The 14,341-nt window shown below is 64.6% G+C and carries 11 protein-coding genes and 1 riboswitch; of the genes, 6 read left to right on the top strand and 5 right to left on the bottom strand.

Annotated features, from left to right (window positions below; translation table 11 throughout):
• Positions 1-50: 50 nt before the first annotated feature.
• The 5 genes from FOY51_RS22175 to FOY51_RS22155 all read left to right on the top strand — a co-directional run bounded on the left by FOY51_RS22175 (position 51) and on the right by FOY51_RS22155 (position 5,813).
• Entirely contained in the window at positions 51-524 is a 474-nt protein-coding gene (locus FOY51_RS22175) for a bifunctional nuclease family protein (protein WP_149432448.1), read from the top strand.
• Positions 525-663: 139 nt separating this feature from the next.
• On the top strand, positions 664-1,257 hold the full coding sequence (locus FOY51_RS22170) for a MerR family transcriptional regulator (RefSeq protein WP_149432447.1): 594 nt from the start codon (positions 664-666) through the stop codon (positions 1,255-1,257).
• 13 nt (positions 1,258-1,270) lie between these two features.
• Positions 1,271-1,384, top strand: a riboswitch (glycine riboswitch).
• Positions 1,385-1,582: 198 nt separating this feature from the next.
• The gene (gene gcvP, locus FOY51_RS22165) at positions 1,583-4,387 is read left to right on the top strand and encodes an aminomethyl-transferring glycine dehydrogenase (protein WP_187776427.1); all 2,805 of its coding nucleotides are present in this window, start codon (positions 1,583-1,585) and stop codon (positions 4,385-4,387) included.
• Positions 4,388-4,545: 158 nt separating this feature from the next.
• Complete coding sequence (locus FOY51_RS22160; protein WP_149432445.1) at positions 4,546-4,725, top strand: hypothetical protein; 180 nt, start codon at positions 4,546-4,548, stop codon at positions 4,723-4,725.
• Between the two features lie 146 nt (positions 4,726-4,871).
• A complete protein-coding gene (locus FOY51_RS22155; protein WP_149432444.1) occupies positions 4,872-5,813 on the top strand; it encodes an HNH endonuclease signature motif containing protein in 942 nt (313 codons plus the stop codon).
• 109 nt (positions 5,814-5,922) lie between these two features.
• Here FOY51_RS22155 and FOY51_RS22150 read toward each other — a convergent pair whose 3' ends face one another.
• Together FOY51_RS22150 and FOY51_RS22145 are read right to left on the bottom strand one after the other, a co-directional pair.
• Positions 5,923-7,665 (bottom strand): substrate-binding domain-containing protein, encoded by a 1,743-nt coding sequence (locus FOY51_RS22150; RefSeq protein ID WP_149432443.1) that lies wholly within the window; start codon positions 7,663-7,665, stop codon positions 5,923-5,925.
• A gap of 17 nt (positions 7,666-7,682) precedes the next feature.
• Positions 7,683-9,875: a malate synthase G gene (locus tag FOY51_RS22145; RefSeq protein WP_149432442.1), complete on the bottom strand. Its 2,193-nt coding sequence runs from the start codon at positions 9,873-9,875 to the stop codon at positions 7,683-7,685.
• A gap of 207 nt (positions 9,876-10,082) precedes the next feature.
• Here FOY51_RS22145 and FOY51_RS22140 point away from each other — a divergent pair, with 207 nt between their 5' ends.
• Positions 10,083-10,841: an SDR family oxidoreductase gene (locus FOY51_RS22140; protein WP_149432441.1), complete on the top strand. Its 759-nt coding sequence runs from the start codon at positions 10,083-10,085 to the stop codon at positions 10,839-10,841.
• Here FOY51_RS22140 and FOY51_RS22135 read toward each other — a convergent pair.
• From FOY51_RS22135 to FOY51_RS22125, 3 genes are read right to left on the bottom strand one after another with little or no spacing between them, the layout of a single operon-like run.
• A complete protein-coding gene (locus FOY51_RS22135) occupies positions 10,823-11,701 on the bottom strand; it encodes a 3-methyladenine DNA glycosylase (RefSeq protein ID WP_149432440.1) in 879 nt (292 codons plus the stop codon). The genes FOY51_RS22140 and FOY51_RS22135 overlap by 19 nt on opposite strands.
• Before the next feature lie 13 nt (positions 11,702-11,714).
• Positions 11,715-12,818, bottom strand: coding sequence for a hemolysin family protein (locus FOY51_RS22130; protein WP_149432439.1), 1,104 nt, complete (start codon positions 12,816-12,818; stop codon positions 11,715-11,717).
• The gene (locus FOY51_RS22125) at positions 12,811-14,193 is read right to left on the bottom strand and encodes a hemolysin family protein (RefSeq protein ID WP_149432438.1); all 1,383 of its coding nucleotides are present in this window, start codon (positions 14,191-14,193) and stop codon (positions 12,811-12,813) included. Before FOY51_RS22125 ends, FOY51_RS22130 begins: the two co-directional genes overlap by 8 nt.
• Positions 14,194-14,341: the final 148 nt, after the last annotated feature.

Here is a 14,341-nt window from a genome sequence, read left to right as displayed (position 1 = left end):
CGCATAGACTTTCCTTGGATGCTTCTAGTACTGGCGGGAGGCAGATCGCGATGAGCGAGATGCGTGTGATCGGTATTCGTGTCAACGAACCGCAGAACCAGCCTGTCTTGCTGCTGCGGGAATCCGACGGTGAGCGTTACCTGCCCATCTGGATCGGTCAGACCGAAGCGACGGCGATCGTGCTCGAGCAGCAGGGCGTCGAGCCGGCGCGGCCGTTGACGCACGATCTGATCAAGAATCTGATCGACGCGCTGGGTCACACATTGAAGGAAGTTCGGATCGTCGATCTGCAGAACGGCACCTTCTACGCAGACTTGGTCTTCGATCAAGATCTGCGGGTGTCGGCCCGGCCGTCCGACTCGGTGGCCATCGCATTGCGTGCGGGTGTCCCGATCTACGCCGAAGAGCCGGTGTTGGCCGAGGCGGGATTGGTGATGCCCGACGAGCGTGAAGACGAGGTCGAGAAGTTCAAGGAGTTCCTGGAATCGGTCTCGCCTGACGATTTCAAAGCGACCGACGGATAACGAAACAGTCTCACCCTCAAGTTTAGGTTGAGCCTTGGGCGCGTCGCATTGACCGTGTTGGGTCCGGCCCATAGCGTTCCACCTGAGAGTAGCCTGAACAGTTACCGGCAGTCCGCAACAGCCGAGAGGGAGTCAGTCAGTGGTAGATGAGCCGCAGGCAGCGGGAGCTCGGCCCCAGGACGTCGGGCAGGAAATCCAGCCCGGCCTGTTCCCCGACGACTCGGTTCCCGACGATCTGGTCGGATACCGAGTGCCCAGCGCGTGCCAGATCGCCGGCATCACCTATCGCCAACTCGACTACTGGGCCCGCACTTCGCTTGTGGTGCCGTCCATTCGAGGCGCAGCAGGATCCGGGAGCCAGCGGCTCTATTCCTTCAAGGACATCCTGGTCCTCAAGATCGTGAAGCGTCTGCTCGATACCGGCATCTCCCTGCAGAACATTCGGGTTGCCGTCGATCATCTCCGCGACCGTGGCGTGCACGACCTCGCCAAGATCACGCTGTTCTCGGACGGCACGACCGTCTACGAATGCACGTCTGCCGAAGAAGTGGTGGATCTCCTACAGGGCGGCCAAGGCGTGTTCGGCATTGCGGTCAGCGGCGCAATGCGCGAGCTCACAGGCACTATTGCCAACTTCCCGGCCGAGCGTGCCGACGGCGGCGAAAGCGAAGCCCGCCCCGAAGACGAGTTGGCTTACCGTCGCAAGAACAGAGTCGGTCGCAAGACCGGCTAAACTGCAATCACGTCGCCGTCGCGCGGGAGAGTTTCGGTGGCAGTTCTGCACGCAGGGCAGCCACTGAACGCCGAAGGAGCAGCACCTCCCCGTTAATCTCTCAGGCACCGAGGACCGCGCGAGCTTCGACGTCTCTGGAAAGCGGTGGGAGTTCCCACCCGCCCACGGGGAAAGGGCTTGCGCCGGTACATGACGGCCGTAGCGAGCCTGAATCTCTCAGGCGCCCGGATTTCGGGCATTGCGACAGAGGGGGAGGGATCGTCCTGCATCGGTTGTAATCGATGAGAGGACGCGTCCTGATCCTTCGATTCGCTTGGAGACACGAGTGACCGACCTCTTCGTCGACCGCCACATCGGACCGGACTCGGCCGACCTCACCCGCATCCTCGAGATGATCGGCGTCGCCTCGCTCGACGAGATGGCCGCGAAGGCCGTTCCTGCCAGCATTCTGGACGTGAACGGTGCCGGGCTGGACGTGCTGCCGCCCGCGCTCACCGAGCACGAGGCACTCGCTGTGCTCGCCGATCGTGCTGCGAGCAACACGGTGGCAACGTCGATGATCGGCCTCGGCTACTACGACACATCGACCCCGCCGGTGTTGGTGCGCGGGATCCTGGAAAGCCCCGCCTGGTACACCGCGTACACGCCGTATCAGCCGGAGATCAGCCAGGGCCGCCTCGAGGCGCTGCTCAACTTTCAGACGATGGTTGCGGACCTCACGGCGATGGAGGTCGCCAACTCGTCCATGCTCGACGAGGCCACTGCCGCAGCGGAATCGATGACGCTGCTGCGTCGCGCGAGCAAGAGCAAGTCGCCTCGCTTCGTCGTCGATGCCGATCTGTTCCCCCAGACGCGTGCGGTGCTGGAAACGCGTGCCGAGCCGCTGGGTATCGAGATCGTCGAAGCCGACCTCGGTTCCTGTGAGCTGCCCGACGGTGACTTCTACGGCGTGCTGGTGCAGCTGCCCGGCGCATCGGGGCGGGTCGTCGACTGGTCCGATCTGATCGCCGCGGCCCACGAGCGTGGTGCTTTGGTCGCGGTCGGTGCGGATCTCCTTGCGCTGACACTGATTACGCCGCCCGGCGAGATCGGCGCCGATGTGTGTTTCGGCACCAGTCAACGCTTCGGTGTGCCGATGGGATTCGGCGGGCCGCACGCGGGCTACCTGGCCGTGCACGCCAAGCATGCCCGGCAGCTACCGGGTCGCCTGGTCGGGGTGTCCATCGACGCCGACGGCGATCTCGCCTACCGCCTCGCGCTGCAGACTCGTGAGCAGCACATCCGCCGTGAGAAGGCGACCTCCAACATCTGTACGGCGCAGGTGCTTCTCGCCATCGTCGCTGCTATGTACGCCAGCTACCACGGTGCTGACGGGTTGACGTCCATTGCGCGCCGGGTGCACGGCCAGGCTGAAAAGATCGCAGGCGGACTCGGTTCTGCCGTCGTCCACGACACCTACTTCGACACCGTGCTCGCAAGGGTGCCAGGCAAGGCGGAAAGCGTTGTTTCCGCGGCAAAGTCGCGCGGCATCAACCTGCGTCTGGTCGATGCGGATCACGTCGGCATCGCATGCGACGAGGCCACCACGGACGATCACGTCGCGGCGGTCCTGGACGCCTTCGGCGTCGAGAGTGTGGAGCGGACTGGATCCGACATCGAGACCCGTACTTCCGAGTTCCTCACCCACCCCGCGTTCACCCGACACCGCACCGAGACATCGATGCTGCGTTACCTTCGAGCACTGTCCGACAAGGACATCGCGTTGGACCGCAGCATGATTCCGCTCGGTTCGTGCACGATGAAGCTGAACGCCACCGCCGAGATGGAGCCCATCACCTGGCCCGGCTTCGCCAAACTGCATCCCTTCGCGCCTGCCGAGGACTCCGTCGGAATCCGTACCGTGGTCTCCGACCTGGAGACCTGGCTCGCGGCGATCACGGGCTACGACGCGGTCAGCTTGCAGCCGAACGCGGGTAGCCAAGGCGAATACGCTGGGCTGCTAGCGATTCGGCGTTACCACCTGGCCCGCGGCGACGATCACCGCGACACCTGCCTGATTCCGTCCAGCGCGCACGGCACCAACGCGGCGTCGGCCGTGATGGCCGGCATGCGCGTCGAAGTGGTCGCGTGCCGCCCGAACGGCGACGTCGACCTCGACGATCTGCGCGCGAAGATCGACGATCACGCCGAACGGCTGGCCGCGATCATGATCACGTATCCGTCGACGCACGGTGTCTACGAACACGAGATCAGTGAACTGTGTGCAGCTGTGCACGACGCCGGTGGTCAGGTCTACGTCGACGGCGCGAACCTGAACGCTCTTGTGGGCCTTGCCCGTCCAGGTAAGTTCGGTGGCGACGTCAGCCACCTGAACCTGCACAAGACCTTCTGCATCCCGCACGGCGGCGGTGGACCCGGCGTCGGTCCGATCGGTGTGCGGTCGCACCTGACGCCGTACCTGCCCGGTCATCCGATGACGCCCGAATTGGGCGGCGGCCCAACGGTGTCCGCCGCGCCATACGGCTCGGCGTCGATTCTGCCGATCACCTGGGCGTACATCCGGATGATGGGCGCCGACGGCTTGCGTCGTGCGTCGCTGACGGCCATCGCCTCGGCCAACTACATCGCACGTCGCCTCGACGAGCACTTCCCCGTGCTGTACACGGGCGAGAACTCGATGGTCGCGCACGAGTGCATCCTGGACCTGCGCGAGCTGACCAAGCGGACCGGCGTCACCGTGGACGACGTGGCGAAGCGGTTGGCGGACTACGGTTTCCACGCGCCGACCATGAGCTTCCCGGTCGCGGGCACGCTGATGGTGGAACCCACCGAGAGCGAGAACCTCGACGAGATCGACGAATTCTGCGAAGCGATGATTGCGATTCGCGGCGAAATCGACCGTGTCGGATCGGGGGAGTGGGCGGTCGACGACAACCCGTTGCGCGGAGCGCCGCACACCGCCGCCTGCCTGGTCGCGGAGTGGACGCACCCGTACTCGCGTGAGATCGCCGTCTACCCGCGTGGAAAGTCACGGCCCAAGGTGTGGCCGGCCGTTCGCCGGATCGACGGTGCACACGGCGACCGCAATCTGGTTTGCTCGTGCCCTCCGCTGGAGGCGTATTCCGGCTAGATCTCCCTCTCCAGGTGAGGCCGTAAGAGCGCCTTTGCCGCCTGTGCGTGAAGTTGGGTGTCAGGGCACCGAACTTCACTCACAGTGTGAAGCGCACTTCCCTTGGGCCCCATAGGTTTCAGGAGTTTCTTGTCGGTGGCCCCCGATACACTTCGGGTATGGGGTTAGGGGAGATTGTCGAAGAGATCAGGTCGGTGAGCCACGATACGTGGCACCTGACCGATGACGCGTTGGCGTCGTCGGTCCTCGATGTCTGCTCGGTGATTCACGAGTTGGAAGCGTTGCGCTACCGGATGATCGCCGACATCGACGATCGGGGTGCGGTCCCGTCCGGCTAGACCGGTGTCGCGGCCTGGTTGGCATGCACACGTCGCTGACCAATCAGGAAGCGATCCGGATCGACCGCCTCGCAGGCGCGTTGCGTTCACAGCCGGATGTGCGGGCCGCCTAAGAAGCGGGTGACATCTCCGCCGATCATGCCGCGATGATCATCAGCTTTCTGGAACGACCACCTGCCGGGATGCCCGACGAAGCAGCACCAGCGGCATTGAAATTTCTACTCGATGCGACCCGGGATCGGGATACGAAAGTGTTGCGGGGTGCGCTCGCCCGGCTCAAGCGGGTCTTCGAAGAAGATGATCCGCCGCCCGCCGAAGACCTCGACCGCAACGAACTGTTCGCCTCCACCACGTCCAATGGGCGGGTGGTGCTCAAGGGTGACATCGATGCCGAAACCGGGGAGATGCTGTTATCGGCCCTCTCACCACTGTCGAAGCCACGACCCGCTTCCGATGCCGAACCGGATACCCGGACACCCGCGCAGCGACGGGCGGATGCGTTGACGGAGGTGTTGCGCCGCTACCACGATGCCGCGTGCGGTACTGATGAAGGTGGCGAACGCGCGCACCTGCACGTCCACATCAACGCCAACGACTTGAAGCAGTCACCGCCCGCGGATCGGGGTGCCTACGCCGAGATGTTCGCGGACACGAATGTCGGGTGGACACCCTGGATGGGTCCGCTCTCCGTGGCCGCCGTGCGTCGTCTCGCCTGTGACTGCACACTGTCACCGATTCTGTTGGACGAGAACGGCACTCCCATCATTTTGGGTCGCACCACCAAAGTCATTTCCCGAAAACTCCGTCGTGCCCTGGTTGCCCGTGATCATGGGTGCGCGTTTCCGGGCTGCGGACGGCCGCCGTCGTGGTGCGAAGGACATCACGTCAAACACTGGGCAGAGGGCGGACCAACTGATCTCGACAATTTGGTGCTGCTCTGCAGGTTTCACCACCGCATGATCCACCACGGCGGCTGGGACGTGTTCATCGGTGAAGATCGCCACCCCTGGTTCATCCCACCCGTGAAACGCGACCGATTCCGAGAACCGTTACCCGCCAACAACCGTGGCTCCCCGGTCATGGCATAGCCGACAGCACAACTGCACAGAATGGCTCCGCATCGGCCGCCCCCGATGCGGAGCCATTCTGCGAGCGTCACGATGCCATCGGGACGCTTTACCCGTTCGGTGTCCAAGCTCAGTTCGTCCGCAGCGCCTTCGCGACGGCATCGGGCAAATTTTGCCCGGTGGACGTCGCGACGGTGGCGAGGGTGCCACCGGAGCGCTGCGCCAGAGTCTGCACGGTGTTGGCGGAACCGGGGTTGCCCGGTCCGACGACGATCACGTCGATTCGGATCGGTTTCGCGGGATCGGCCGCTGCCGCGATGTCGTCGAGGAGTTGTTGACCGGAGATCGGTGAATCGTCGTCGGGGCCGTCGGTGACCAGCAGTAGCGAGTTGGTCTGTCCCGGAACGAATCCAGCGATCGCCGCCTTGTACGCGGCCTCCACGCTGGGATACGTGTTGTCCTTCGCTACGCTGGTCGCGGTGGCCGCGGACAAGGCCTGATCGACGAGGCTGCGTTGGTTGCTGGTCAAGGGGGCGGACGAGACAGCAACGCGGTACGGGTTGGGCCCGTCTAGGTTCTTCGCGTATTCCCACAGGGCGAGCCTGCTGGTGTCGGTGGACGCCTTCACCTGATCGCGCAGTGCGGCGGCAACATTGCTCAGCCGAGTGCCGTCGCCCTCGGTGGTCGACATCGACGACGACACGTCGAGAAGCACGGTGGCGTTGCTCCCGAGCCGCGGCTTGGCCACCACGTCGGCGAGTTGATCCTGCACCGCGCCGGACGCGGGAAGGATCGTGTTCGGGGGTGCGGGGCTGGTGACGAAGCCGGCATCGGTCAACGATTTCGTTTGATCGCTCTGGCTCAGGAAGTCGACGAACAATGCCGCACTGCGGTTCTGGGTTTCGTCCACCCAATCGCCGGACAGCGCGGTGGTCGGATAGTCGGCGATCGGCCCGGCGCCGAGCGGTGCAAACGAGGCGACCTTGTCAGACCCCTTCGCGGCCTGCGCAACCTGCTGTGCGGTTGTCGCGACGGCGTGGAAAGGAGCGGTCACCCGATCGGTCTGTGCGGAGAGGAAGGCCAGCGCGGCCGCCGTGGTAGCGGGTCGATCGCCGTTGGCCGCACCTGCTCCAGCCGCCATCGTCGATACGGCCGACACGACTGCAGGGGAGCGTGCGGCATCGTCGGACAGCGGACCGACACCGGCGTTGGACACCGCTGCCGCCACCGCTCCGACCGAGGCGGCGCCTGCACCCGACAGCGGGCCGGCAGGCAGTACGAGCCGCAGCCCGCCCCAACCCGGAAGCCCGAGCGGTGCAAGCGAATCCGCTGCCCCTTGCAGGCGAGGCAGGTCTTGCCAGCCGATGTTCGCTCTGGTCAATGCTTGCTGCAGAATCGGTTGCACCGCCAGCACGATCGGGCTGGTCGCGAGCGACTTCGGTTGCCCGTCGATCAAACCCTTGACCGACGACACCCGCTGCACCGAACTGGACGACTGCGGAATCCAGAGTGCGGGCCGCGGCCCCTGTGCGCCGTCGTCCCACGTCCCGCCCAGCAGACCGGACTCCACCAACTGCGACGGTTTGGCTGCGACAGCGACCGTCACACAGTGATCGCGGACCACCGGCTTGGTCGCGTTGTAGCGATCCGCGGCAGCCTTGATCAGCGGCGCGATGTCCGGATCCGCCGTGACAGCGAGCGTCGAATTGCCTTCGACACAGGCGTCCGCGGCATCCTTGCCCTGATCGGTGATGACGTCTCTGAGCTTGAACCAACCGATCACCAATACGACGACGAGGACCACCGCCACCACCGCGATGATCGGCTCACGACTGACACGTCGAATCTGGTCTTCACCGCGATGATGTCCCACAGCGGGCAGTCTATGCGCTAGGCGTTTGCTGCCTTGTACTCACGACGCCGGCGATGCAGGATCGGCTCGGTGTAGCCGTTCGGCTGTGACGTGCCCTGCAGAATCAGCTCGGCAGCCGCCTGGAATGCGATGTTGGTGTCGAAGTCCGGTGCCAGTGGCCGGTACTCGGGATCGTTCGCATTCTGACGATCGACAACGGGAGCCATCCGCTTCAGGCTTTCCAGAACCTCGTCCTCGGTGACGACATTGTGTCGCAGCCAGTTCGCAACGAGTTGGCTGGAGATGCGCAGCGTGGCGCGGTCCTCCATGAGCGCGACATCCTCGATGTCAGGGACCTTGGAGCAACCGACGCCGTGATCGATCCACCGCACCACGTAGCCGAGGATCGACTGCGAGTTGTTGTCCAGCTCGGTCTGCTTTTCCTCGGCGGTCCAATCGGTGTTCGGCGCAAGGGGAATCGTCAGGATGTCGTCCACGCTGGCGCGGGCACCACCCTTGGCGATCTCTTCCTGCCGCTTGAACACGTCCACCTGGTGGTAATGCAGCGAATGCAGTGTCGCGGCGGTGGGCGAGGGAACCCACGCCGTGTTCGCGCCGGCCTTGGGATGTGCGATCTTCTGCTCGAGCATGTCGTGCATCAGATCGGGCATGGCCCACATGCCCTTACCGATCTGCGCCTTGCCCTCGAGGCCGTCTGCCAGACCGGTGTCGACGTTGAAGTCCTCGTAGGCGCTGATCCACTTCTGCTTCTTCATCTCGCCCTTGCGGACGACCGGGCCTGCCTCCATGGAGGTGTGGATCTCGTCGCCGGTGCGGTCGAGGAAGCCGGTGTTGATGAACACCACGCGTGCTTCGGCTGCCTTGATGGCCGCGGACAGGTTGACCGTGGTGCGGCGTTCCTCGTCCATGATGCCGACCTTGAGGGTGTTGCGCGGCAGGCCGAGGACGTCCTCGACACGGCCGAACAGTTCGTCGGTGAACCCGACCTCTTCGGGGCCGTGCATCTTCGGCTTCACGATGTAGAGCGAGCCGGTACGGCTGTTGGACAGCGTGTTGTCGCCGTTGAGGCTGTGCACGCCGATCAACGACGTGAACAGGGCGTCGAGGATGCCCTCGGGGACCTCTTTGCCGTCTGCGGTGAGAATCGCATCGCTGGTCATCAGGTGACCGACGTTGCGGACGAACAGCAGCGAGCGGCCGTGCAGGGTCAGTTCGCCGCCGCCGATCGCGGTGTACACCCGATCCGGGTTCATCACGCGGGTGAAGGTCTTGCCGCCCTTGGCAACCTCTTCGGCCAGATCGCCCTTCATGAGACCGAGCCAGTTGCGGTAACCGGTGACCTTGTCGTCGGCATCGACCGCGGCGACCGAATCTTCGAAATCCATGATCGTCGTGACCGCGGACTCGAGCACGAGGTCCTTGACGCCCGCGGTGTCGGTACTGCCGACCGGGGAACTCGGGTCGATCTGGATCTCGATGTGCAGACCGTTCTGCTTCAACAGGATCGACGTGGGCGACGCCGGGTCGCCGAGGTAGCCGACCAGGATGCTGGGATCGGCAAGGCCGATGCTGGTGCCGTCCTCCAGGCCGACCTCCAGTTCGCCGTCGACGATCGTGTACGACGTGGAGCCGTGGTGCGAGCTGGTGATCAGCGTTGCGGCGTCGTCGAGGAAGTTGCGGGCGAAGTCGATGACCTTGTCGCCGCGCACCTTGTTGTAGCTAGGGTTTTCAACAGGACCCGCCTTCTCCGCCCCATTTTCTTCGGAGATGGCGTCCGTGCCGTAGAGCGCGTCGTAGAGCGAGCCCCAGCGCGCGTTGGCGGCGTTGATGGCGAAGCGCGCGTTGGTGATCGGCACGACGAGCTGCGGGCCCGCGGTGCTGGTGATCTCGTCGTCGACGCCACCGGTGCTGATGCCGAACGGGGCGGGCTCGGGCAGGAGGTAACCGATTTCCTGCAGGAAGGCCTTGTAGGCGGCACGGTCGTAGTCGATGCCGGGATGCTCGGAATGCCAGGCATCCACCTTGCCCTGGATCTCGTCGCGCTTGTCCAGGAGATCACGGTTGCGTGGTGCGAGGTCGGCAATGACCGACGCAGCACCCTGCCAGAACTGGGCGGGGTCGATCCCGGTGCCGGGAAGCGCCTCGGTCTCCACGAAATCGTGCAGAACCTTCGCAACCTGTAGATCAGCGACCTGAACGCGCTCAGTCATGAACTGCCTCACTTGTCTTGAACCCGATGATTCGACTATTCCGCCTGATGAAATTTAACATCCGCTAACTGAAAATACTGTGTGTCAGCAGGTCGGTCAACTGTGTCTGCCGGACAAACCGTTATCGTAGCCGCCGCCGATCGGCCGTCAGCGCCCGGCGAGAGGCGCGTAGCGTCCTCGTGGAATTCCCTGCGAGGAGGAAAAGACGTGTCCGCTGGATCCGATCGTGCGCCCAAAGTTGCCGTCGTGACCGGCGCGGGAACCGGTCTCGGCCGAGAGATCACGCGAGCCTTTCTCGATGCCGGCTTTGCGGTTGCGCTAGCAGGCCGACGCCGAGAACAGCTGGTGGCGGCCGCGGCTGATCATCCGCGCGCGGTGGTGGTGCCGACGGACGTGTCTGACGCCGATTCGGTAACCGCATTGTTCGACACCGTCTCGGCGAAGTGGGGCCGCGTCGACGTGCTGGTCAACAATGCGGGAACCTTCGGGCCGTCGGGATCGGTGGACGAGATCGATCCGGTCGCCTGGTCCGACACCGTCGCGGTGAACCTGACGGGCGCGTTCCTCTGTGCGGCCGCTGCGGTGCGGGCGATGAAGGCGCAGGAGCCGCGCGGCGGTCGGATCATCAACAACGGCTCGATCTCCGCCAACACGCCCCGACCGGGATCGGTCGCCTACACGGCGACCAAACATGCGATCACCGGGCTGACCAAGTCGATCTCGCTGGACGGGCGCGGCTTCGATATCGCCTGCGGGCAGATCGACATCGGCAACGCCGCAACCGACATGACGGCGGGCATCGCGTCCGGCGTGCGTCAGGCCGACGGGAGTATCAAGTCGGAGCCGACGTTCGATGCTCGCCATGCCGCGGCCGCCGTGCTGTCGATGGCCGAGCTGCCGCTCGACGTCAACGTCCAGTTCATCACCCTGATGGCGACGGAGATGCCCTACGTCGGCAGGGGCTGAGCGAGCAGGCTTCGGCAGCGTTGCAGCAGTGCGGATCTCAGCACGGCGGCCCGCTCGGCCAAGGCGGACTGACCACGAACGTATTCGGCCCGCCCACTCGGCGTCTCGATCTGCACGGGGGAGTAACCGAACTCCGTTAGGTCGTACGGGCTGGCTCGCATGTCGAGTTCGCGCGCATCGACGGCCAGGTCGAAACAGTCGGCCAGCAGATCGGAATCGATCAGTGGGCCCAACTTGTAGCCCCACTTGTACAGATCCATGGTGGCGTGCACGCATCCCGGCTGCTCGCGCTCGAGCTGGTCGACTCGTCGCAGCGGCTCGACATTGCGCTGGACCGCGGCCGGTGTGAAGAACCGGAACGCGTCGTAGTGGGTGCAGCGCAGCTGCATGGACTCCACGACGGAATCGGTGCCGTCGTGACCCAAACGCAGTGGTACCGACGAATGCCGAACGTCCGCGTCTCCGCCCCGATAGACCATCGCCCATTCGTGCAAGCCGAAGCAGCCGAGTTGGGCGGGCCTGCTCTCCGTAGCGGCGAGCAGTGCCACCACGAACTCCAGCGTGGACCGCCGTGCGTCGAGGAGAGCAGGGTCCACCCCGATGCCACCGTCGATCTCGCGATATCCCTTGTACTGCAGGTAATCCAGGGCACCTGCACCGTCGAGCAACACGCCGTAACCGGGCCCCCAGCGCCGCAGCAGCGCAGGCCGGAGGCTGTAGTACGTGAACAGGAAGTCGATCACCGGATGCGTGCGACCGGTCGACTTCCTTTCCGCGTGTGGCTCGACGAGCGGTGCAACGCGAGCCCGATGTGCTGCTCGGCGAGCAGTCCAATCGGGTTCTGCCAGACGGGTCGTCACCGTAGTTGGACCATCACGACGGCCGGTTCGAGGCTCTTCCACGTCCCGGGACCACATCGCGGACCCGGTGGGTGCCGTCACGCACGGTCCCGACGAATTCCTCGACCAGATCCTCCAGTGCAACGATGCCGACAGTGGCACCGTCCGGATCCACGACACGACCGAGATGGCTGCTCGCGCGGCGCAACCGGCCGAGGGCCTCGTCGAGCGGGGTGCGCAACGCGACCGAAGGAAGAATGCGAATATCCGACCGTGGAATCACGGTTTCCGGTCCGGCGTTGTCGTCGCCCACCTCGTCCAGTACGTCCTTGAGGTGGATGTACCCGATCAACGAACCGTCGCCGGCCCGCACCGGATAGCGCGAATAGCCGGTCTCGATCACCGCCTCTTCGATCGATCCCAACGTGGTGCCGTCACCGATCAGTGGCACCGACCGCGCTTGATCCAACGGAATCAAAACATCGGCAACCGTGCGCCCCGCGGTCTCCAGCGCCTGCGTCAAGCGCCGGTGCTCTTCCTCGTCGAGCAGACCTTCGGAGCGGGATTCGCCGATCATCTCCGACAGTTCGATCGCCGAGACAGTGGCGTCCAGCTCGTCCTTCGGTTCGACGCGGAACAATCGCAGCGACCAGTTGGCCAGCATGTTGTAGAACGCAATCAGCGGGCGTGCCAACCGAATCCACGCGAGGTGTACCGGAACCAGCAGCATCGCACTGCGTTCCGGCCCTGCGAGCGCGATGTTCTTCGGGACCATCTCGCCGAGCAGGATGTGCAGGATGACCACCAGCGCCAGCGCGATGGTGAATCCGATCGGATGCAGGAGTTCGTCCGGCATGCCCAAGGCATCCATCGGCGCTTCGATGAGGTGCGCGATGGCGGGTTCACCGACACGACCCAGCAGGATCGAACAGATGGTGATGCCCAGCTGCGCGGCAGCGAGCATCAACGACAAGTTTTCGCCTGCCCGCATCACCGTCAGCGCGCGCTTCTTACCCTGCGCGGCCAACGCTTCCAATCGGTCACGACGTGCCGAGATCAGGGCGAACTCGGCGCCCACGAAGAACGCGTTGCAGGCGAGAAGGAATACGGCGATCGCCACACCGAACAGATCAGACATCGCGCGCCTCCTCGTCGGAAACGGCCACGGCCAGCACATCGGCGGGCACCGGGGTCAGCAGCACGCGGTCTATTCTCCGGCCGTCCATGCGTTGCACCTTCGCGATCCAGCCGCCTGCGTCATCGACCTGGTCGCTGCCCGCGGTGGGTGGTAGCGCGACCTCGTCGCCCTCTATGGGAATGCGGCCGAGTTGGGTGAGCAGCAGGCCGCCCAGCGTGTCGTACTCGCCTTCGGGAGCGTTGTAGCCGATCGCCTGCGCGATCTCGTCGATACGCAGCAGCCCCGAGCAGCTCCAACTGGCACCGATTCGCGCAACGTCCAGATCGGGCTGATCGTGTTCGTCGCGCACGTCACCGAGAATTTCCTCGATCAGGTCTTCCATCGTGACCATTCCCGCTGTGCCGCCGTACTCGTCGACCACGAGCGCGACCTGCATACCGTTGGCGCGCACTCGTTCCATCACCTCGTCGCCGTCGAGCGTCGACGGCACGGCAGGTGCGATCCGAGCCAGGGTGTCGAGCCGCGTGGTCCCGCGTTCGGCGGCGGGAACGGTGAACGCCTGCTTGATGTGCACGATTCCGATGGCGTTGTCCAAGTCGCCGTCGACGATCGGGAAGCGGGAAAAGCCTGTCCGCGAAGCGGTTTCGATCAGTTGCGCAACCGTGTCCGTCGTCTCTAGAGTCTCGATCTTGACGCGCGGCGTCATCAGTTCTTCTGCGCTTCGCTCGCCGAATTGCAATGACCTGTCGACCAATTGGGCCGTCTTCTGATCGAGGGAGCCGTGCCGTGCGGAGTTGCGGACCAACGATCCCAACTCCTGCGGTGACCTTGCCGACCGCAGTTCTTCGGCGGGCTCGATCCCGAATCGGCGCACGATCCAGTTGGCCGCCCCGTTGAGGAAGTTGATGGCCCACTTGAACACTGTCGTGAAGGCGATCTGTGCGCCCGCCGTGAATCGCGCAGTGGCGAGTGGGTGCGAGATTGCCAGATTCTTCGGCACCAGTTCGCCGTAGACCATCGACAGCGACGTTGCCAGAATCAATGCGATCGCCAGGGAGATTCCGCCCGCTACACCGTCGCTGACTCCGATGTCGCCCAGTGCGGGTGTGATCAGTTTCGCCAGCACGGGTTCGGCGATGTAGCCGGTGATCAGCGTGGTGATCGTGATGCCGAGCTGGGCACCGGAGAGTTGGAAGGAGAGAGTTCGGTGCGCACGTTGCACCTGGCGTGACCGGACGTCACCGTCGCGAGCATGGGAATCGACGGTGCTGCGCTCGAGCGTGGTCAGCGAGAATTCGGCTGCGACGAACAGTGCCGTGCCGAGGGTGAGTGCGATGAAGCCGATGAGGCTTGCAATGGTGATGGCGATGTCCATGGGCTATCGCCACCGCGTGGAGTTGGACCGTGTTGGAGCGCCGGGTTTGTCGCCCGGCTCCGTAGAGGGGCCCTCCGATGTCGAGCCCTCATCGCCGTGCTCGCTTGCGGAGTCGACGGTTGTGGTTACGGGTGCCTCGGGCACCTGA

Origin of the sequence: Antrihabitans cavernicola (assembly GCF_008297975.1) — a bacterium.
GTDB classification, from domain to species: domain Bacteria; phylum Actinomycetota; class Actinomycetes; order Mycobacteriales; family Mycobacteriaceae; genus Antrihabitans; species Antrihabitans cavernicola.
Note: the sequence above shows the minus strand (reverse complement) of the source record. Positions and strands in the feature narration are given on the sequence as shown.

What these genes read in the sequence shown, in the direction of transcription:
- FOY51_RS22175 (WP_149432448.1), top strand. Translation starts at nt 51, where the DNA reads ATGAGCGAGATGCGTGTGATCGGTATTCGTGTCAACGAACCGCAGAAC.
- FOY51_RS22160 (WP_149432445.1), top strand. Translation starts at nt 4,546, where the DNA reads ATGGGGTTAGGGGAGATTGTCGAAGAGATCAGGTCGGTGAGCCACGAT.
- FOY51_RS22155 (WP_149432444.1), top strand. Translation starts at nt 4,872, where the DNA reads ATGATCATCAGCTTTCTGGAACGACCACCTGCCGGGATGCCCGACGAA.
- FOY51_RS22145 (WP_149432442.1), bottom strand. Translation starts at nt 9,875, where the DNA reads ATGACTGAGCGCGTTCAGGTCGCTGATCTACAGGTTGCGAAGGTTCTG.
- FOY51_RS22130 (WP_149432439.1), bottom strand. Translation starts at nt 12,818, where the DNA reads ATGTCTGATCTGTTCGGTGTGGCGATCGCCGTATTCCTTCTCGCCTGC.
- FOY51_RS22125 (WP_149432438.1), bottom strand. Translation starts at nt 14,193, where the DNA reads ATGGACATCGCCATCACCATTGCAAGCCTCATCGGCTTCATCGCACTC.